Source organism: Pseudoalteromonas sp. XI10 (assembly GCF_001469895.1).
In the GTDB taxonomy this organism is placed as follows: domain Bacteria; phylum Pseudomonadota; class Gammaproteobacteria; order Enterobacterales; family Alteromonadaceae; genus Pseudoalteromonas.
The window spans coordinates 59,200-80,543 of record NZ_LOPY01000021.1; the positions used below are offsets into that span (position 1 = coordinate 59,200).

The following is a 21,344-nucleotide window of genomic DNA, read 5'->3' on the forward strand; positions in this document are numbered from 1 at the left end:
GTAAGGTTTAGTCGATGACCTAACAGTTAATTAATTCTAAGCTGAGACGAGTAATTTATCCACATTTGGTTAACAAATTAAGCGTATTTGTAGTGGTTAATCAATTACCATGAGCGCACGGTATTCGTCGTAAGCAAATTGGTCGGTCATTCCGCTTATGTAATCTTGAATTAAGCGGCAGCGATAATAAAACTCGTAGGCGGCAAAATGATCCGGTTCGGCTTTTAAGGCATCAATGGCTTTTTGGTAGCTATTTAAATGTTTATTAGAAAGTTTTTTAACAAGGCGAGTTTCAATTAAATAGTTTTGATCGCCTTTTAACACGCGTTTAAAAGCATCAGCATCAAGGGCTAGTAAAGGTTTATAGCAGTCAAGTAAACCGCTAATTATACGGTAACCCTGTAGCTCTAATCGCTCTACTTCTTTGTGGCAAAATACATGCTTTAATGCCACTTGTTTTAAGGTGAGCGTGACGGCATGCAAGTGACTTCGGTCTTCTAATAAAGCCTGATTAAAATCACCATGGTAAATGGCTTCAATATTATTTATAAACCGCTCTGCTGCGTAGCTTACTAATGGGTGTAGCAAGGTCACGCGCAGGTAGATAAAAAATTCGCTGTTAAAATTGTACGGCTGCTCTTGTGCTTTACTTAACGCATAATCAATGGCTTTTTCGGCAAAGTCGCTGTGTTTGGTATCGTCTATGGTTAGGTTTGTGAGTGTGCGGGTGTATTGCTCTTTTAGCTTTGCGCAAAGCGACTCAACACTAATAATGCCTTTTTCTACGGCATCTTCAATATCGGCTAAACAATACGAAATATCGTCAGCGGCCTCCATAATATAGCTGGCCGGATGGCGGCAGTATTGCTCAATTTCGAGTTCAGTTTGCAGCGCTTCAATAAACGGCTTTTCGCTGAAGTAGTAACCCACTTTTTTCATTAAGTAGTTTTTATCTTGCGGGTTGTCTATTTTCGCCATGCTGGCCGGGCGTGTATATTTTAAAATGCCGGCACTTTGGCTGTAGGTTAAGTTTAGAGAAAGTAATGAATGAATTATGCGAATACCTTGGGCATTACCTTCAAAGCTTTTTATATCTTGGGCTAGGTGTTTAAAGATCACACTAATACCAATGCCTTTACAGCGCTCAGGGGTTAGTGAATCTAAGTGTTTATCAAACCATTGGTTGATGGCTGCTTCGCCAAAGTGACCAAACGGTGGGTTGCCTATGTCGTGCATTAGGCACGCCATTTCTACTAGGCTTTCTAGCGGACGCTCAAGCCCAGCTAGGCCATATTCTTTTTGTTTGGCATCACTAAGCTTATTAAAAATGGTTTGCACAATAAACCGGCCCACTTGTTGTACTTCAAGCGAATGGGTCAGCCTTGAGCGTACTGCAGCATTACGCTCGAGTGGAAAAACTTGGGTTTTTTGCTGTAAACGGCGAATTGCAGCACTGTTAATAATGCGGCCCCGATCACTTTCAAGCGCAGTGTGTAAATTATTGGTAGAACGCATTTCGCGCGCTGGAGTAATTTTTTTACCAAAATCGATCATTTTTCATTCCCACAAAGCGGTAAAGTCGGGCTTTTGCGTTTTGTTAGCAACATTTTGCCATTTATTAAATTAAATCTAACAGCTTGTATCTTAAATTAAAATATTCATTTTTATTAAAGTTATTACTTTAAATCGTGGCCTTTATTCATATATTATTCAGTTTTACGCACTTCTTCATTATCTTGTATTAGAAAGGAAAGCCTTTTGGCTATAAAGCAATGATGCAAACTCTGTCTCAAAAACCATGGCTACTAGCCAGTATTTTCCTGTGTTGTATTGGTTTAACAGCTTGTAAAAGCACCCCTGAGCCAAGCGCTGAAAGCACCTTAACGGTGGCCGAAAAAAATGCCATTAAGGCCAAGCAGGGTGCACTGTATGCACGAGGGTTTTATGAAAGCCAACTTGGTAATATTAACTACGCCTCTGCTAGGCAATGCAGTAACTTTAATTTGCAGAGCCACCGTGGCTCAATTCGTTATGCAGAAAACTCGCTTAACGCGGTAATTGATGCCATCGACAACAATTTTGACGTTGTTGAGATTGATGTGCGAATTACCCGTGACGATGTGTGGGTTGTACATCATGATGCCCGTACAGGTCGCGAAACAGGCACTGTTGACAATAAGCGCCGCAAAATTGAGTCGATGAGCTATAAAAAAGAGTGGGGCTATTTACGTCATCGTAACCAAGATACCGGGTTACTTACCGATGATATGCCACCTTCATTTAGAGAGCTTGCTGCCACGTTTGCGCGCTATCGTAAGTCTCATCAAAAACTGAATATTGAGATAAAATCAAAGGCCTCAGTTAACGATTTAAAAATGCTGGATTATTTAGCATATGAATTTGTTGGCGGTGGTAACTACTTTTTTAGCAGTTTAGAAATGCGCAACCTGACTCGTATGCGCGATATTAACCCAGATATTTACTTGGCATTTATTCAGTCACCAGCAAAAGCCTCGATGAATAAGTTAGCAAGTGACCTAAAACGCGGCGCTGGTAGCGACCCAATTTACGAGCGCAACAAAGAAGAGCTTGAGAGCTTACAAGCACTTGGTAATCGCTATCATCGTGAAAAACGTTACGACAGCCCAGTTAAGCTTGATAAATTAGCAAAGCAGCTAAAACGTAACTTTGGCTATGTACTTGATATTCGTCATTACAAGCAAAGTGCAGCACGCTTAAAGCCGGTTGCTAAAGCACGCGGTATTATGATTGCCACTTATTCTATTAACGGCCACGACTACCATGAGCGCAGCCTATTAGCGCAGTCACGTTCTCTTCGCCCTGACTCTGTAATTATGGACGATACCGTTTATGGCTTTTGTTCTGTGTTTGAATTACCAAAAATGCAGCCGTATTTTAGCGATGAAGTAGACGCTAAGTTAATTGCTAGCATGCCTGCTGACCTTGATTTAGAGCGCCTTGATGAGCTGTATGCTTATAAAGGTAATCAGCTTTACCCAGCGGTGGGCGGCACGCTTAAATCAACTCAAGCACAAACTTATATTCCCAAAGTAACATCGACTCCTTCAGCGCCTAATTTAGAAATAGGGACTCGCCAAGCCGATGAAGATTTTAGCCTAGAAACAGATCCCGCTGTTGAACTAGAACTGCGTAAAAAACAATAAGAATAAAACTATGACTGATTTAATAAAGCCGTTTTGGTGGCGCTGTTTGCTACTTGTTTTAGCTACTTTATATTTATTACCCGAGGCAATTTTTAATGCCCAGTTAGTCTCTTTAGTTGGTTTAGGTACCCCTTCGGCAGAAGACCTTGAACACCTCGAAATTTATGGCCGAGCTGTATCTGGGGTGGGTGTTGCGCTGCTGTTAGCTGACTTTCTACCTAAAGCCATGGTTGCCAAAGTAGGCCGTGGGATTATCTCGTTTATCGCTTTATTGTGTTTAGTTTGGCCTGTGGTGTTTTTTGGCCAAAAATATGCCATTGAAAAAACCTTAATTGAGCCTTCAACCGCAGAGCAGCGTCAGTTTGCTACCTACAGTGCTGCACTTAGAGATGCGCTGGCGATTAACTCAATTAAAGTGAATGACCTTGATTACAACCCTGAGCAATTACATAGCTCAGAAAATCTGACCTTTTTGGCGCTGTTTGGTGGCTTACTTTATAGCGACGCCGCGCTTTCAGATAACTTAGAGCAAGATAAGCGTAAGATTATTGCTGCGTTTGTACAGAAAAAAGCGTATCAAGATTTTGATAAACATTATAAAAACTACAGCCAGTTATATGATGAGCTGGTGGTTAAATACAAAGCCTATGCTGATGGTAGTAAAAAGTACAACAGCACTTTGGCAAGTATCGGTGAGCGCGAGCAAGGTTATTGGCAGCAAGTTGAACAAGAGATCAATAGCGGCTGGAACAAGTACCAACAAGCGCAAAAAGCCCATATTGCAAAAGCGTCAGCACGCGCACAAAAGTATGGCCCGAAGATTTATGATTACCACCACAGCATTGCAAAATGCCGTGAGCGTTATGACAAAAGCAGCGAAAAAGACCGCCGAAATCGTTGTTATGAACGCGAAGCAGCAGACTACCGAAGCAATATTTTAAAAGCCGGTATTGGCTACATTGAGCCTGATTACTGGCTTATTGAAGAAGATGTTTCGGTTGCTGAAAATGCCGCAGGCACTATTTTAATGGGAGTGCTCACTGGTGGTGTTTATACCGCACTACAAGCTGCTAGTTTAGCAACCGGTGGTGATGGCGGCTTTAAAGATAAGCGCTACAAATACACCGATGACCCAGATCATTATCAGCTGCGTTTTTTACAGCACCCGAACTTTCATAAGATGTTTGTGAGTGAAACGGGCTACCCATTTACAATCGAAAACTTAATGGCATTTCGTGCTCACGAAACAACGCAAAAGAAGCTTAGAGCACATTTTGCCAGCAAAGGGTTACAGCTTGAAAGCAATTGGAATGTGAATCAACGCCAAGCATTTGCTAATGCTGTAGCTACAAAAGTAACCAGCGAAGCTAATGCACAATGGCAAAGCGAAATGCGCAAACGCGGCATGAGCTTAAAGCCAAACTTAAGCTGGGTTGCGTTTCAGCTACACCCGCAAATTCAAGCAAAAATTGCCGACAGAATGGGTGATTTATACGTAAAAAACATTCGCGCCGATTGGAATAAAAAGAACTTTAAAGACAAGGTGCTTGATCCAAACATTGCAAAACGGACCGACAAATACCTAGCCATGCTTAATAGCTCAGAAGGTAAATTTGCTGATGGTGGCGAGTATGCTGAGTACGGTAAGCAAGCATTGCGTTCGGTGATTATTCCGCCTATCTCGATGTCGTTGTCACTGTTTTTGATTTGCTTAACCTTTAGCAAGCTGCCGTTAAAACTGTGGCAACTGGTTAAACCTAAGCAAGAAAAGCAACCAACCACTGTTGTATCTGTTTTGCAAAAGCTGATTATGCCTGCGCTGATTTTGATAGTGCCAGTAATGTTTGTGCATAACACCTTCACCAAGGATGACCAAAGCCCTGTTAACTACTTTTTAGACAAGGTCGATGAGTCGAGCAATCCGGTGTTTAGTTATGCTATTCGTTGGACTTTGCATGCCCAGCCTCTGCTGCATCCTTTAGGGTTAAAGTTTGAAGAAAAACTGCATATTTACGAGAACTTTAGCCCGCTGAGCCATGCTTTAGCCAAGGTTGATATTTTGCGCCACGGCGATGCCAGTTTAAGTGCTGAGCAGCAACAGCGTAGACAATATCTGGTTGAGCAAAAAACTAAACTTACCATTACTACAAACCCGGCGAACGCCACTATTCGCATTATGAATATCGGCCCTAAATATCGCCCCGGCATGACATTAAAAACTGGCGCTTATGATATTCAAGTGTCGGCGCCTGGGTATAAAACGTATCGACGTTGGCACCAAGTAGATGCTGGCGAACAAACACTAACCATTAATTTAAGCAATTAATTAAGCAAGGAATGAAAATGCAACATTGCCAAACTACGGTGTATGCCACCGATCTTCACTGTTGTGATTGTGGAGAAGCTCTTGAGCAAAAAAGACAAATGCACACGGTTGAAGAACTCAGCCCTGACTTGCTGGTTGATGTGAAAAACTATGCGCCACAAGCGAGTACGATCACAGGTGTTGTGAAGTCGACGTATTACTATAAGCGTCGTTATAAAACCAATAACGACAACATGCTATACGGTTATTGGTGGCTAGAAGTTGAAGACAAAGACGGCATTATTCATGAGTTTAGTGTTGATGCAGAAAAAGATGTGATTGCGAACCTACAAAAGGGTAATGTGATCACTGCTTTTCAGGAAACACCGTTAACGCTTAACTATCGCATTGCTGATGGCAATGCTAGGCGGGTAGTTAAAAATGACCGCTTTATGCCAGTTGTAATTGTTCATTTTGCCGACCAACAATATCGCAGTTGGGACAAAACCATTAGCCGAAACTACACTGGCGGAACCATTTTGTGGCTGGTGCTAAGTGTTATTACATTCTTAATCATGTTGTTTGCTGCAAAGCTTGAGTTTTTGCCTGCGCTACTTGCGTCATTGCCTGTGGCAATAGGGGTATTTATGGCAGAGCACAACTACCATAAAAAAGCTAAAGCCAAACAAGAAGCAAAGTATGATGCGATTTTAGCAGCAACAGATGTGATGCTATCGACCACCCTTAATCAATTGGGTTATAACATGCTGGCAAGAACGCCAAGTAAGTCAGATGTTATTTGTATCTCTTGCCAGCAGCGTATTAGCCAAGATGCTGCGCATTGTTATTGCTGTGGCGCTAAGCAACACGTTGAAGCGATTGCTGAAAAAGAACAATCACTTGCAAAAGATGATGAGCAAGCCATTAGCATTCAAAAAGCGTTAGAGCCAAGCAAAACAAAACCAACCAGTATTGCCCAGCTTGAGCATGCCATTATGGATGAGTATAGCCTTGCATATGAAAACGCTTATGAGCATAAAAATGTTTGGGCACGTAACGAAAAAGGCACCATTAGTCATTGTGCCGTGCTTGGCAAAGTATTAGAAAAAGAGCAAAGCGCACATGCAAATGAAAGCCGCCAAACAGTGACCACGACAGAAACTACAACCACTTATCGCGGTGGTATGTATGTTGGTAGTGATGTTAAAGAGCGCGTTGAGGTATATCGTAATCGTAGCACCACCTTAAAAGGTGAAATCATGCTCGAAACCGCATCGGGTGAACCGTTTGTTTTTAAAGCGGGTGAAGATTTACTGGGCTCTGTTGATATTGGTGATTGGGTGTATTACGCCTACAGCAGTGTTGATACTAAGCGTTATTCTGAGTATTACCGTGAGTATGCGGTTAATGTGAGTAAAGACATTAAATACAACAATTCTTCAGTCAGAAACTTTGGTATGGTGCATGGATTTAACCGTATGGTACTGCTTGGTCTTACGTCAGTAGGGCTAGCGTGGTACTTTGATGCCCAAGATTTTTACCCATTAGTAAATACACTTGTACCAGATGCTGGCATTGATTTACTCAATAATTACCCGCAAGTGGTTGAACACTTAGATGGCCTACCAGTTGCTGTGTTTATTGTGTTAAGTGTGGTTACAGGCGTTTGGGGCTTTATTTATAGCCAAATAAACGGCTCACGTTTAAAGCGTAGTGTGAAAAAGCTTGAAAGCATGATCACAAAATTTTCAAAACAGTTTGGTAAAGTTTCTGAGCAAATTAACAAATTGAACTAAAAAGGGTTTCGCATGCGTATTTGGCAATTGGTTTTAGCGGGTTTATTAGCGTTCAGCTCTCTTGTAAAAGCGGAGCAAGAGCAATCTGTGGTACTTATTTCGATAGATGGATTTCGCTGGGATTACATTGAAAAACACCATGCAAAGCACTTAAAAGCAATCAGTGAACAGGGCGTGAGAGCAAACAAAATGCGCCCTGTTTATCCGACCAAAACCTTCCCGAATCATTTGTCGATTATTACCGGCTTATTGCCTGTTAATCATGGCATTGTCGAGAACCGCTTTTGTGATACTGAGCGTAACGACTGCTACAAAATGGGTAAAGGGAAAGACGATAGCACTTGGGTTAATGGCATTCCGCTTTGGAACCTTGCACAAATGCAAGGTTTAAAAGCCGCCACTTATTTTTGGCCTGAATCAGATGCGCGCTTTAACGGCATGCTGCCTGATTACTTTTATCATTATTCAAAACACAGCGATTACCAAAAGCGTGTTGATCAAATTATTCAGTGGTTGAGCTTGCCAAAAGCACAGCGCCCACGTTTAGTGATAAGCTATTTTTCGTTGGTCGATAGCATGGGGCACGAGTTTGGCCCTGATGCTAAAGAAACTTATGACGCAGTGCAAAAGCTAGATAGTTTAATGGCTGATTTATCGAACCGTTTAAGAGCGCTTGATGAAAACATTAACTTAGTGATTGTGTCTGATCACGGAATGGCGTCTGTAGATCCAAGCCTTAGCATTAAAATTGATAGCTTGCCGCAAGACGAAAACTTCATCGTGCAAAACACCGGCCCTCGGGTTTTATATTATGCAAAACCAGATAGCAAAGCAGACATTAATGGATTCAGTAAAAAGCTCGCTAAAGCCGCTGATGGTCGCTATATCGTGCTAAGTGAGCAGCAAAAGCGTGATTATCACTACGATAAAGGCCCGCGCGTTGGCGATATTATTTTACAAACCAACGCGCCTCGAGTGTTTACCGACAGTAAAATGGCCGGTTATTTAGGCACCCATGGTTACGCTTACAGCGAAGATATGGCTGCAACCTTTATCGCCACCGGCCCCGCCTTTAAACAAGGCTTACGTTTAGACGAAGTAAGTAATTTAGATGTGTACCCGCTGATCGCCAAAATACTAGGCCTTGAGATTTTAAGCCCAATCGATAGCGACGGTGAAAGTTTATGGCCCGCGATTGAGGAGTAGGTGTGAGTTGGTGAGGGGAAAGGCTCTAGGGGAAAGTTAGAAAGGGGAAAGTTAGAAAGGGGAAAGGTGCTAGGTTCTAGGCTCTAGGTTCTAGGACGCGATGTAAAATCGCTGCTTTAGTCGTTAGAGGTCAGATGTTAGATATCAGTCGAACTGTGGGGTTGATTAGGTCGTGTGCTCTTCTCTGCATTTGAACTGCACATTTTTAGGGGAGGTTGGGTCGAGCGGAGCGATACCCAACATAATCCATGTAAACCTTTTTATTTTAAAAGATAAACCAATCAATCAAACGCGATGTAAAATCACTGCTACAGACTCGTAACTCGTTCCTCGTATCTCGTACCTCGCATCTCGAATCTCGCATCTCGAAACTTGCTAACTTTCCCCTTTCCCCTTGAAGCTAGCAACTCGTAACTCGTAATCTACAACTTCGTTACCCACCCGTATTCACCATGGCTTTGAAACTTGTAGCTTTGATTTCCGGCATCAAATTGGCCTTGTAGGGTGTTTTCTGTGAGGGTCATCACGGCTTGATGGCCTGTTTTAGTTTGATCATTTACCTTGCCAAATACACTTCTATCGCCATTGCTGGCTTCGATGATGTTACTAATTTCTACGGTGTAACTAAGGTATTCGTCGATCACTAAAATAAAGTGATCGCCAGGTTGTAGGGTTTTTAGGGTGTCTAAATCAAATTCGCTGAATGCGGTGTTTGCTAATTGGTCAGGCAAACGGCCTTGTTTGTATAGGTAATCGTGCGCATGATTAGATAGCTGATTAAGCGGCGCAGTTAAGTTCACAATGGGCTGTGGGGCTATTTGGTCGGCTTCTGCTTTGTAAGAGGCAACAAACTGCTGTGTGCTGGGTTTTGTTTTAAAACCATCACTTTGAATATGCCACTCATTCAGTGCAAATGCTGTAAGTGGCAGAATGAAGATTAATGCAAGCGTCCTGTTCACATGTTTCTCTTACGGGTTTTTATGTTAATTCATTGTTAGTTTTTACCTCAAGTTAACAACTCGGTCAATAGTTAATCACTAAGTAGAGGTTTTTATTATCGTGTCGATAAAATTAATTTGTTTACTCGGCTCTGAATGCTGAGCATAATCCGCGTTTTTATGTCACCGAAACTCCAAGACTAGAGGTACCGACTATGCGCGGGTGGATCATTTATAAAGATAGCCAAGGCTTGTTAAAGCAAGAAACCTATGAAGCAGGACTTTAGGCATTGAAGTAGCCAAAGAGCCTTTTTTGTGTCATCTGTATAGTAAATAAATCTTAAAATACTACAAAAGTGTACAGTGCCATCTGGCAAATCATAGGATATGGTAGATTTTTAATTGCCAAGGAGTGTGTGTACATGAGTCAGCTCATCAGTCGAGCAACCGCGGGTTTAGTAGCCGTTATTATTGGCTTTACCAGTTCAATTGCGCTTATTTATCAGGTTGTTATGGTGTTAGGTGGCACACCTGATTTAGTTGCCAGCTGGGTATTAATGCTTGGTCTTGCGATGGGCGTCAGCTCGATTGCGTTGTCTTATTACTACAAAGTACCCATTCTTATCGCGTGGTCAACAACCGGAGCGGCACTCCTTATTTCAAGCGCCCAAGGGTATAGCTTAAACCAAGCTGTTGGTGCGTTTATGTTCTCTGCTGCGCTGGTGTTTTTGTCTGGTATTACCGGCGTGTTCGAAAAAATGATGAACAAAATTCCTAGCCAACTGGCCTGTGCAATGCTTGCAGGCGTGCTGGTGAATTTTGGTATTGATGTGTTTAACTTTATGAATGAGCTACCTTTAGTGATTGGTTTAATGGTGGCTGTTTATTTATGTGGCAAGCGCTATTTTCCACGCTTTGCTATGCTTGCTGTGGTTGTGGCGGGTTTTTTAATGGCAGGTGTAACAGGGCAAATTGATACTTCTAGCTGGCAGTGGAAAATGAGCGAGTTTGCTTATATTGCGCCTGAGTTTGACTTAAACGCCATGATAAGTGTTGGTTTGCCGCTATTTATTGTGACCATGACATCGCAAAACTTACCTGGTATTGCTGTTTTAAAAGCGCACCAATACAAAGCCCCTGTATCGGCAGCGCTAAATGTAACCGGACTATTAAATGTATTTATTGCACCATTTGGTGGTTATGCCATTAACCTGGCGGCTATAACGGCTGCCATTTGTATGAGCCCTGAGGCAGATAAAGACCCCAGTAAACGTTATTGGGCAAGCATTGCTGGTGGTGTTTTTTACATTATTATGGCGCTCCTTGCGGCAACCTTGGTTGGTTTGGTAGCAAGTTTGCCACAGGCATTAATTTTGGCGTTGGCAGGTATTGCGCTATTTGCCACCATTGCGAGTAGCTTACAGCAAGCATTAACTGAGGCGTATTATACCGAAGCCGCTATCGTGACCTTTTTGGTCACAGCTTCAAACCTAACTTTGTTCTCGGTTGGTTCTGCATTTTGGGGAATTGTTGCAGGTACGGTGACCTTGCTGATGACACGTAAGGATTAATGACTCGTAAGGATTAATGTCAGGTTTCTATATTAAAAAAGGCCCTAGTTACTGTATATAATAACTAGGGCCTTTCGTTATTTAAGTAGTGGTTTTATTACTTCAAACATCGCATTGATGTGATCACTGCGGGTATTGAGTGCTGGTATGTAGCGATACTTCTCACCGCCTGCATGTTCAAAGTTCTCGCGGTTTTCGCCTTCGAGTTCTTCTAACGTTTCTAAACAGTCGGCACTAAATGCAGGGCTTAAAATTGCAACGTCTTTAATGCCTTCAGCAGGGTAGCTTTCAAGGGTTGCGTCTGTATATGGTTTCAACCATTCAGCTTTACCAAAACGGCTTTGGAAGGTTGTTACAGCAAAGTCTTTCTCAAAGCCAAGTTTCTCTGCTACTAAACGGGTGGTTTGCATACAAAAACAATAGTAAGGGTCGCCGTTCTCTAGAAATAGTTTAGGTGTACCGTGGTACGAAAACACCAACTTTTGCGGCGTGCCATGGGCATTTAGATCTTCGCTAATGCTAGCGGCTAGGGCATCAATATATGTCGGGTTGTCGTGATAACCATTAATAAAGTGCAGCTCTGGCACCCAGCGCCACTTACGAAGAACATTTGATACAGCATCAAACGTTGAGCCAATAGTAGTGCTTGAATATTGCGGGTACATTGGCAGTACAATCACGCGAGTGATGCCTTTTTCTCGCAGCTCTTCAAGGCCTGCTTCAATTGAAGGGTTTCCGTAGCGCATGGCCATGACCACTTCAGTGTCGTGGTGTCCTTTGTCTTTTAAAAGGGCTGCCAATTTTTTGCTTTGCTCTCGGGTAATGTGCGTGAGCGGTGAGCCGTTTTCAGTCCAGATGCTTTTATAAAGTGCTGCTGAGCGTTTTGGGCGTAACGTAAGTACAAAGCAATAAAGGATAATCATCCAAATGAATCGTGGGATCTCGACAATTCGAGGGTCCGATAAAAACTCGCGTAAATAAGTTCTAAGTGCCGCGGTAGTAGGGGCGTCAGGGCTCCCTAAGTTGGTCAGTAAAATGCCCGTTTTTTTGTTGAATCGGCCGTCATGCGGCTTATCGGTAATGGCGGAAAATCGCGACACTGAGTGCTCCTGTATGAAGTAATCGTAATATAAATCACATTGTAACGAAGTAAGCTGATTATGTGATCACTTTATTCGCTAATTTTTGATCATGATCCTGAAAGGATTCGGTTTTCTTGCTTCAAGCTGCTGCAGTTTTGCAATTGATTTTGCGCCAAACACATGCCCTTTAGGTAATAACAAAATACCGTCGTAGCTTCTTAGTGCGTGCCCAAGTACCATGCCGTTTTTAAGATCTTGAGCCGAGATAATTTTCATGGTGCCGACTTTTTGATCGCTCGCACAGCTTATTTTAATGCTATCTAATACGTCTAAAATTTTTGGGTGATAGTGAGTGCCGCTGTATAGCCGGAGCTGATCAAGTGCGCTTTCGTAACGGCTGTTATCTTGCACTGTGATGTGTGCAATTGCCTGCCAGAAATCGCGGGCTACCGCTAAAATCATTGCCGTAATTGGTATTTCTTTGCCCTTTAAGCCCTTCGGTGTGCCCGAGCCATTGTAATGCTCAAACTGGTAATAAATCGCCTCAGAGACATCATGTAAATGGGTCGCAGGCATGAGCATCAGCTGAGCGGTACTTGGGTGGGTGTAAAAGATTTTTTTTTGGTTTTCGGTTAGTTCCCTTGTTGGCTTTTTATAAAGCTCAGGCTCCATGGCGAGCAAGCCTATTTGTGCAAGATAACCTGCCATTTCAGCTCTTTCGATATGTTGTTTATCTAAACCAAGTTGCTCTGCAATTTGCTTACTGGTGGCAGCAATGTTTTGTGCTTGCATACCATCAAGGTACGGATTGGCATTGATAAAGTTATATAAAATCTCAAAAGTACTGCGATGCTCGTGTTTTTCACGCTCATTGACTTCTTCGAGCTGTTTGAGCACTTTTCGAATTTGTAGAGTGCGCTTTTCTACCATTTGCTCAAGGTTGTTGTTTAGCTCTTTTAACTGGCTGTTTTGCGCTTTGATTTTTTGCTCTAACTGCTTGTTTTGGCGCTTTAATGAGGTTTTTTCTATGCCATCACTAATGTTGCGCAGCAGTAATTCGTTTTGCCATGGTTTTTGAATATAGGCATGGATTTTACCTTTATTGACAGCGGCAATGGTGTTGTCGATATCTGAGTAACCGGTTAGCAAAATCCGCTGTGGTTCTGGGTCTATATTAAGTGCTTGCGCAAAGAAGTCGGCGCCATCCATGTTTGGCATACGCATGTCGCAAATGATCACATCGAAACTGTAAGTGGCTAGCACTTTTAGCCCTTCTAGAGGGTCAGAGCAGGCTTTTGCGGTGATGTTATTCGCTGATAACAGGCGCAAAAGAGTCCTTAAGACGATTTCGTCGTCATCAATGCATAAAACCTGAATATGTTGTTTGCTAACTTGTTCTGCCATACCGTTTTACTATGAGTCATCGTTAATCAATAACATAGCCTTAAATCAAGCCTTGTGCTAGGTTTTAAAAGAGACAAACAGAGTTTGAGACGAATATGGATGACTTTAAGCAAGCCTATTTGTTAGAAAAAGCGGCCAGAGAAGAAGCTGAACAATTGCTCGCAGACAAAAGCCGTATTCTAGTGGCATTAAACAGTGAGCTTGAGCAAAAAATTGCTGATTTAGAGCACCATCAAGCTATGTTCATTCAAGCCGAAAAAATGGCCACTTTAGGCACTCTTTGCGCTGGGGTTGCCCATGAAATTAATAATCCACTCGCGTACAGTATCAGTAATGTTGATTGTTTAAAAAATTACTGTAATTACTTTAGTGAGCTACTTGCAGTATGTGATGAATTTGCCTGCAACGATACCGATAAAGCCACATTTTGTAAGCAGTTAACTGAGCTCAATCAAGTACACTCATTTCGCTTTATGGCTGATGATTTACCTGAATTAATAAGCGACACGTCGCAGGGGCTGCAAAGGATCAGCAAGATTGTTGCTAATTTACTAGACTTTTCTCGGCCCAAGGGTCACGACAAACAATTTGCTGATATGACAGAGGCGGTAAAAAGTGCCGTTAAACTACTCGCAAACCAACTCCGTGATTGTAATTTAAAAACCCAATACAGCCCTATATCGCAAAGTTGGTGTAACTTACCCGCAATAAGCCAAGTAATCGTTAATGTTTTGATTAATGCTAAGCAAGCTTGCAGTAGCTTAGGCGCAAAAGCTGAAATATCTGTCGCTGTGTATGAGTTTGAACAACATATTTATATTGATGTAGAAGACAATGGCTCAGGCATGTCAGAACAAACCATTGCGAAAATATATGATCCCTTTTACACCACTAAACCTGTTGGTGAAGGCACCGGTATGGGCATGACTATGGCGTACGCCATAGTGCATGAACACCAAGGGTGTATTGATATTCAAAGTACAGAAGGAATGGGCACACGTATCAGTTGTGTGTTTCCTGTACAAAGCCAGATTAGGAATACTGTAACTAGCTGACAATATTTCAGTTGTTGCAAAAATTTGTGGATTCGCTAGTGTAGGAATACACCCATAGCAAAACAAAATGCAAAGGCTCAATATGCTTAATCAACAAAGTTCGGATGTATTTAAAAACTACCTCGCTAGTCAAAGTGAAACGAATCAAGTTAGTTTGGACCAAGTACTTGGTTATATGTCTGGCTTATTAGCCTGTTCAGAGTTTTTTGGGGAATCAGAATTAGCAAATTATATTGCCGATAATGATGAAACGGTATTCAACACCTTAATGACAGATTCTGAGCCACGCGATGCAATGATTGAGCTGCTTGATAACATCACCGAGGCTCAAGTTGAACAAAAGAAAATCTTAGCCGAATTATACCCAAATGAAGTTAACAGCAATGAACCAAGCCAAGCACTACAGGACTTTTGTAGTGGTTATATTGCAGCGTATATTGTTAACCAAGATATTTGGCATAGTGACTTACAATTTTTACTCAACGCTGATTCGCAGCAAGAAAACGAAAGCGAAGATGGTCAGCTGTTTATTGATAACTTTGAAGCTACCCTCGATTTACTTACCACCTTTGCAATGTGGGATCAGGCGCGGGCAAATCACCCTGAGCCAGAAAAACTAGGTGAAGGGTTTGTCACTTTCTTTAATGCGCTAGACGAGAGTTTATCTGAAATTGCCACCATGGCGTTAATGCTTGAAGATGAAAAACTGGCGATGCTTGAGCAAGATCAGTAAACATTTCCCTCCTCAGTAGAGATAAGCTGATAGTTGCATTATTTTGCTTATTTCTACTGAAAAACGAATAATTTCCACCGTTAAAGTTCCATTAATAGTACAAATAGAAATATTTATACCTAAGTCGTATCTTATTTTTCTTTCCTTTTGTGTATTTGTTGATAGGATGTTTTTCAAGAGTTAACTCGCAGGCTTGAGTTAGCTTTCAAAATCGTGATTTCTAAAATCAACAACACGTGCTTAGTGCTTTTCTTAATTTCTCCAAAAGGGGCGTCTTTTTGTTTTAAGTAAAGCCAAAATATCAACAGGATACACATGACAACACATTCTTTAAGTATGCTGGCCGTTGCGGTTAGTGTGGCTGTTTCTGCGACTTCAGTGCAGGCAGCAGAGCAAGCACCTGCTGTAAAAGCAGATAAAAACATCGAACAAATCTCTGTATTAGGCTCACGAGTTGCCAATCGTACGGCTACCGAATCAACATCGCCAGTTGATTTAATTGATGCTGACGACTTAAACAAAGGTGGATTCACTGAGCTTGGCCAAAGTCTGCAAGCGACGGCTCCTTCATTTAACTTTTCTCGTACGCAAGTGTCAGATGGCTCTGACTTATTTAGACCTGCAACTCTTCGTGGTTTACAGCCAGACCAAACGTTAGTGCTTATCAATGGTAAACGCCGTCATAACCAATCTATTTTTGGTTTAAATGGTACTGTAGGTGCCGGTGCTGCGGGTACCGATATGAATGCGATTCCGCTTACTGCGTTAAAAGGCGTTGAAGTACTTCGTGATGGTGCTGCTGCGCAATATGGTTCTGATGCGATAGCCGGTGTTATCAACTTATCGTTAAACGATTCAACCGGTGTCACAACGGGCTATGTGCAAGCGGGTAGCACGGGTGAAGGCGATGGTGACACTATTTCAATGGGTTTAAACCGTGGCTTTGATTTAGGTGATGAAGGTGGCTTCATTAACTTTTCTTTAGAATACCGTGATGCTGATGGCACCAACCGAGCTGAGCGTGATACTGGAGGCTCAGTTGATGTACCTGCAGGCACACTCTCTAACGAAGTTCGTTGGGGTCAAGGTAATGCTGATAGTGAATTTACCTCTGTGTTTTATAACATGGCGTTACCTATGGGTGAGACCGAGCTTTACTCATTTGGTGGGTACTCAAACCGTACTGCGCTAGGTAATGGTTTTTACCGTAACTTTGACCAAGCAGCGAAGAACGTTGTGCAAGTATATGGCGATGGCTTTTTACCTCGTATCGATAATGAAGCCGAAGATATTTCGTTTTCACTAGGTTTGCGCGGAGAGTTAAATCCAGATTGGAGCTATGACGTATCTGCCGTATACGGTGAAAACAGCTATGACTTCACTTCAAAAAACACCCTAAATGCGTCGTATGCTGCTGAATATGTAGCGAATAACCCAGATGCAAGCGATGCTGATATTGCTGCTAATGCAGGCCCTTCAGGCGGATATTCAGGTGGCTTTAGATTTGATCAAACAACCGTTAATGCAGACCTTAATGGTATTGTTGATATTGGTCGCAGCGAGCCTTTATATGTATCTGTGGGGGCTGAATACCGTAAAGAAAATTATGAAATCGTGCCGGGCGAAGAAGCCTCTTATGCATGTGGTTTAGCTAATTCAGATAGCTCATACCCTGCGGTAAACGACAGCAGCGTATTCGCTGAGTGTGGTTTCCAAGCTTATAACGGTTTACGCCCAGAAGCATCAAACAAAGAGAGCCGTCACAGCTATGCATTTTATGTAAATGCCGAAACGCTGATCACGGATGCATGGCAAGTAAGCACAGCGCTTCGTTATGAAGACTTTTCTGATGCCGGTGATGACATCATTGGTAAGCTAGCAACACGCTATGAAATTACCGATGACTTTGCCGTGCGTGGTGCGATTTCATCTGGCTTTAGAGCACCATCACTGCAACAAAGTGCCTATACAGCTTACACCACAAACTTAGGTGCTGGTGGCGTGTTATTGCAATCATTCACAGCAACAGCGGGCTCTGATTTTCCGTCAGCACTTGGCGTTGATAGCCTTGGCCTTGAAAGCTCAGAAAACTTAAGTGCAGGTTTTGTTTACAACGTAACTAGCGATTTATCGCTAACCGTTGATTTTTACCATGTTGCTATTAAAGACAGAATTACCCTTGGCAGCTTAATGTCGGCGGACGATGTTTCGTTTAGTGCTGAGGCTGTGGCTGCGCTTAATGCAACAGGAGCACAGCAAGCTAACTACTTCTCAAACTCAGTTGATTCAACCACCAAAGGGGTTGATATTATTGCTTCGTACCGCACCGATTTGTACGACGGTAATTTCTCAGCAACCTTTGCGGGTAACATTAACGAAACTGAAATTGATGATGTAAATGCACCTGAGGGTATTCCTGAATCAATCGCCCTTGATGATTTACAACGTAGTTTCTTAACTGACGGTCAACCAGGTGAGCGTGCTACGCTAACGTTTGAATACGATCGTGGCGATTTCAACAGCATGCTACGCTTTAACTACTATGGTGAAACTGACGTTAAATACTTTGGTAATGACCACATTGGTTTACCTGATGAGCTATCACCTACCGGTGAGTTTAAAGACACAAGCACGGTAGAATCAGCGGTATTAGTGGATGTTAACGTGGGCTATCAGCTAACTGACGAACTCATGCTATCGGCGGGTATTGATAATATCTTTGATGTAACGCCAGACGAGCTAGGCGAAGATGAAGCGCTTGATTTTATTACGAATAAAGCATTCAAATACCCTGTTCGTGCACTACCTTATGGTTTTGATGGTATGACCTACTACGCAAAATTAAGTTTTAGCTTTTAATTCCTAAGTTGATATGAAACTTAAATAGCGCCTAACGGCGCTATTTTTTTGCTTAATTGTAGTATCCGACATTTGTCGTTATATCAATGACAGTGTCTTTAATTAGAGAGTTGCAAGGGGAAAGTTTGCGAGAGTAAAGGGGAAAGTTAGCGAGTTTCGAGGTGCGAGATACGAGAAACGAGACATGAGATGCGAGTTTGTAGCAGCGATTTTATATCGCGTTTTATTTCGCTTTTTTGAGTTTTCATATGCATTTAAACACTCCAAAATTTTTCTAGTAGGATGCTCCCAAATAATAAAATCAAACTGGTAATTATAATTGTGTAGTAGATAGTCGAGTTTATTATTGGCTCTAAAGTGAAGTGTGGTGAAAATAATTTTTTTAGCGGTTTAAAGAATAGCTTTGGGTTTAAGCTACCCGCTAAAATTATAATTGAAATTGCTAGACAACTAATGAACTCAAACCAGTCTAGATCTTGTAATATAAGCGAATAAATACCGACAGTTAAATTAATAATTGCTGCCAATCCGAACAAAATAGATAGCAGCTTTTCCTTTTTATTAAGCGTTTCCATACTGTAATACTCCTTATAACATTATTTAATACCTTTATATTTCGGTAAGTTACGAGAATAAAGGGGAAAGTCGCGAGTTTCGAGGTGCGAGATACGAGCCTGTAGCAGCGATTTTATATCGCGTTTCTCTCGAACCTAGCTACGTAGGCGTTATGCTTGCATGGCGCGCGAAACAAGTTTCACGCCTACGTCTAATCGTTTTGCATTTGTGTGGTGTTTGAGAGTTCATGGCTGAAGCCATTCCTACGAAGACATCAAATTCGTAGCAGCGATTTTATATCGCGTTTATTCTCACTCCTAGCACCTAGCACCTAGCACCTAGCACCTAGCTCCTAACACCTCGAATCTCGTAATTCGCATCCCTCACCAATGTCGCGGCATAAAGCCGCTGCTACGTAGGCGTTATGCTTGCATGACGCGCGAAACAAGTTTCACGCCTACGTCTAATCGTTTTACATAGGTGTGGTGTTTGAGAGTTCATGGCTAAAGCCATTCCTACGAACGCATCAGATTTATATCGCGTTTACTCTCGTATCTCTGACCACGCACCTCGAACCTCTCACCACGCATCTCGCACCTCGCACCACGCATCTCGCACCTCGCACCTCGCACCTCGAACCTAGCTCCTAGTCCCTAGCACCTAACCCCTCGAACCTAGTCCCTTTTAACTCGCTCGCATATCTCACGCATTTGTTGTTTTATTTCCGGTTCTTTTTCATCGAATATCTTGTTGATACGTTCGATATAGGCATGGTTTTCTTCGAATGGCACGCCGATTTCGTAGACATCTGCGGCTTCTCGTAGCATTTCTTTATCAAACTCACTGAAAATATCGACCATTTCTTGGGCTTTTTCTCGCTCAATACCAAGTGCTTCAAATGATGAACGGCCCATGCGCATGGTGCTGTCGTAGGTTTCGCGAATAATATCTCGACAGCCGTAAGCCCATAAATCGTATACATGATGGCGGTCTACAGCGCGGGCAACAACATGTAAATGCGGATAATTTTGCATCGCGTAACGGACTAATTTAGTTATTTGCTCAGCATCATCAAGCGCAACAACCAACAGTTTTGCATCTTCAATGCCTGCAGCACTGAGTAGATCTGGCCGAGTGGCATCACCAAAAAAGTTACGAATACCAACACGCTCAAGGGCTTCGAGTTGTTTGTAGTTGTAATCAATCACAGTGGTTTTATAGCCGCCAGCTTGTAAAATACGGTCAACCAGTCCTCCCATCCTGCCTGAGCCTGCAATGACTACATGGCTATCATCAGGGAACTCTTCTGTTTCTTTTCCTGCTTGCTCACAAATAAAGCGCGGTGCTATTACACGTTGATACAGAATGAATAATCCTGGCGAAAGCAGCATGGATAAGGTCACAACTAGTAATAGCTGGTCGGCAATGGCATTGGTCAATACACTATTAGAAACACTGTAAGCAAGTAGTACAAAACCAAACTCACCAGCTTGTGCAAGCCCCAGTACTAGCAACCAAAGTGCGGCGCCTCTTAGGCCAAAAATACGTCCTAAAATTAATAGCACAACTGCTTTAGTTACAATCAGTGCGCCGGTTAGTATCACGATGGTGGCTAGGTTATCTGCGAGTAATTGAAAATTGATACTTGCGCCAACGGTGATAAAGAATAATCCAAGTAATAGCCCTTTGAAGGGATCGATATTACTTTCGAGCTCATGTTTATAAGGTGAGTTTGCAAGCACAACACCCGCTAAAAATGTGCCAAGCGCAGGGGATAAGCCAACTAACGACATCATTAAAGCGATACCTATAACAAAGAATAGGGCTGTAGCGGTAAATAGCTCGCGAAGCCGTGCTAGTGCTACAAATCTAAAAATCGGTGCGGTTAAGTAGTTACCACCAAAAACGACGAGCGCGATCATACCTAAAGTAACCAGCGCTGCTTGCCAGCTTTCAAGGCCCGCCACCAAGCTTAAGCGAGCATGGCCGTCTTCGCTTGCATGGGCTGTATCTGCAATAACGGGCGCTATTTCTGGTAAAGCAAGTAATGGAATAAACGCAAGCATAGGAATAACGGCTATATCTTGGGTGAGTAATACGCTAAATGAGGCCTGACCACCATCTGATTTTAATAGCCCGCGCTCTGAAAGCGTTTGCAGCACAATCGCGGTCGATGAAAGCGATAAAATTAAGCCTATTGTAAGTGCTGTTTGCCAGGCGTGACCTAATGCTAAACCAATACCAGTAAAGGCAGCAGCTGATAAAACTACTTGGCCGCCACCTAGGCCAATAAGCTGTTTTCGCATTGACCAAAGCGCTTTGGGTTCGAGCTCTAAGCCAACAATAAACAGCATCATTACCACACCAAACTCAGCAAAATGCTGGATAGCAATCACATCAACATTTAAAAATGTCAGTGTTGGCCCTATAACAATACCTGCGAGTAAGTAGCCAAGCACTGAGCCAAGCCCAAACTTGCTGGCAATAGGCACGGCAATAATGCCTGCAATAAGGAAAATATAGGCGATTAAGAGAAAGTCAGTCATCGTAATCCTGTTTGTTTTTAATTAACTATGGTTGTTTTCGCTAGTTTTGCCAGCAGTTAGGTAGTGAATGCAATTAAAATACGAATTTAGTCAGAAAAATGACAACAAG

14 protein-coding genes are annotated in these 21,344 nt (G+C 42.4%); 8 read left to right on the forward strand and 6 right to left on the reverse strand.

Going from position 1 to position 21,344, the window contains the following annotated elements; all coding sequences use genetic code 11:
• Window positions 1-96 precede the first annotated feature (96 nt).
• Complete coding sequence (gene dgt, locus AUR67_RS05395) at window positions 97-1,554, reverse strand: dGTPase (RefSeq protein WP_058584449.1); 1,458 nt, start codon at window positions 1,552-1,554, stop codon at window positions 97-99.
• A 218-nt stretch (window positions 1,555-1,772) separates the two neighbouring features.
• Here dgt and AUR67_RS05400 point away from each other — a divergent pair, with 218 nt between their 5' ends.
• Genes AUR67_RS05400 through AUR67_RS05415 form a run of 4 tightly spaced genes read left to right on the forward strand, consistent with a single transcriptional unit; the run spans window position 1,773 to window position 8,492 of the window.
• Entirely contained in the window at window positions 1,773-3,185 is a 1,413-nt protein-coding gene (locus tag AUR67_RS05400; protein WP_058584450.1) for a glycerophosphodiester phosphodiesterase, read from the forward strand.
• 10 nt (window positions 3,186-3,195) lie between these two features.
• The gene (locus AUR67_RS05405; protein ID WP_058584451.1) at window positions 3,196-5,511 is read left to right on the forward strand and encodes a PEGA domain-containing protein; all 2,316 of its coding nucleotides are present in this window, start codon (window positions 3,196-3,198) and stop codon (window positions 5,509-5,511) included.
• 17 nt (window positions 5,512-5,528) lie between these two features.
• Window positions 5,529-7,286 (forward strand): hypothetical protein, encoded by a 1,758-nt coding sequence (locus tag AUR67_RS05410; RefSeq protein ID WP_058584452.1) that lies wholly within the window; start codon window positions 5,529-5,531, stop codon window positions 7,284-7,286.
• A gap of 12 nt (window positions 7,287-7,298) precedes the next feature.
• Window positions 7,299-8,492: an alkaline phosphatase family protein gene (locus AUR67_RS05415; protein WP_058584453.1), complete on the forward strand. Its 1,194-nt coding sequence runs from the start codon at window positions 7,299-7,301 to the stop codon at window positions 8,490-8,492.
• Between the two features lie 422 nt (window positions 8,493-8,914).
• Here AUR67_RS05415 and AUR67_RS05420 read toward each other — a convergent pair whose 3' ends face one another.
• Complete coding sequence (locus tag AUR67_RS05420; RefSeq protein ID WP_058584454.1) at window positions 8,915-9,451, reverse strand: hypothetical protein; 537 nt, start codon at window positions 9,449-9,451, stop codon at window positions 8,915-8,917.
• A gap of 401 nt (window positions 9,452-9,852) precedes the next feature.
• Between AUR67_RS05420 and AUR67_RS05425 the strand changes: the two genes are divergently transcribed.
• Window positions 9,853-11,001 carry a benzoate/H(+) symporter BenE family transporter gene (locus AUR67_RS05425; RefSeq protein ID WP_058584455.1) on the forward strand — a complete coding sequence of 383 codons (1,149 nt, stop codon included), beginning with the start codon at window positions 9,853-9,855 and terminating at the stop codon, window positions 10,999-11,001.
• A 77-nt stretch (window positions 11,002-11,078) separates the two neighbouring features.
• On the opposite strand, the gene hemH is transcribed toward AUR67_RS05425, so the two are convergent.
• Both hemH and AUR67_RS05435 read right to left on the reverse strand, forming a co-directional pair.
• Window positions 11,079-12,101, reverse strand: coding sequence for a ferrochelatase (gene hemH, locus AUR67_RS05430; RefSeq protein WP_058584456.1), 1,023 nt, complete (start codon window positions 12,099-12,101; stop codon window positions 11,079-11,081).
• Between the two features lie 78 nt (window positions 12,102-12,179).
• Window positions 12,180-13,487: an HD domain-containing phosphohydrolase gene (locus AUR67_RS05435; protein WP_058584457.1), complete on the reverse strand. Its 1,308-nt coding sequence runs from the start codon at window positions 13,485-13,487 to the stop codon at window positions 12,180-12,182.
• A 95-nt stretch (window positions 13,488-13,582) separates the two neighbouring features.
• Here AUR67_RS05435 and AUR67_RS05440 point away from each other — a divergent pair, with 95 nt between their 5' ends.
• From AUR67_RS05440 to AUR67_RS05450, 3 genes are all read left to right on the forward strand, one after another.
• Complete coding sequence (locus AUR67_RS05440) at window positions 13,583-14,542, forward strand: sensor histidine kinase (RefSeq protein ID WP_058584458.1); 960 nt, start codon at window positions 13,583-13,585, stop codon at window positions 14,540-14,542.
• A gap of 67 nt (window positions 14,543-14,609) precedes the next feature.
• A complete protein-coding gene (locus AUR67_RS05445) occupies window positions 14,610-15,275 on the forward strand; it encodes a UPF0149 family protein (protein WP_058584459.1) in 666 nt (221 codons plus the stop codon).
• A 315-nt stretch (window positions 15,276-15,590) separates the two neighbouring features.
• Window positions 15,591-18,134, forward strand: coding sequence for a TonB-dependent receptor plug domain-containing protein (locus tag AUR67_RS05450; protein WP_058584460.1), 2,544 nt, complete (start codon window positions 15,591-15,593; stop codon window positions 18,132-18,134).
• Between the two features lie 254 nt (window positions 18,135-18,388).
• Here AUR67_RS05450 and AUR67_RS05455 read toward each other — a convergent pair whose 3' ends face one another.
• The gene (locus tag AUR67_RS05455; RefSeq protein ID WP_058584461.1) at window positions 18,389-18,709 is read right to left on the reverse strand and encodes a hypothetical protein; all 321 of its coding nucleotides are present in this window, start codon (window positions 18,707-18,709) and stop codon (window positions 18,389-18,391) included.
• 654 nt (window positions 18,710-19,363) lie between these two features.
• Window positions 19,364-21,235, reverse strand: coding sequence for a monovalent cation:proton antiporter-2 (CPA2) family protein (locus AUR67_RS05460; protein WP_058584462.1), 1,872 nt, complete (start codon window positions 21,233-21,235; stop codon window positions 19,364-19,366).
• Window positions 21,236-21,344: the final 109 nt, after the last annotated feature.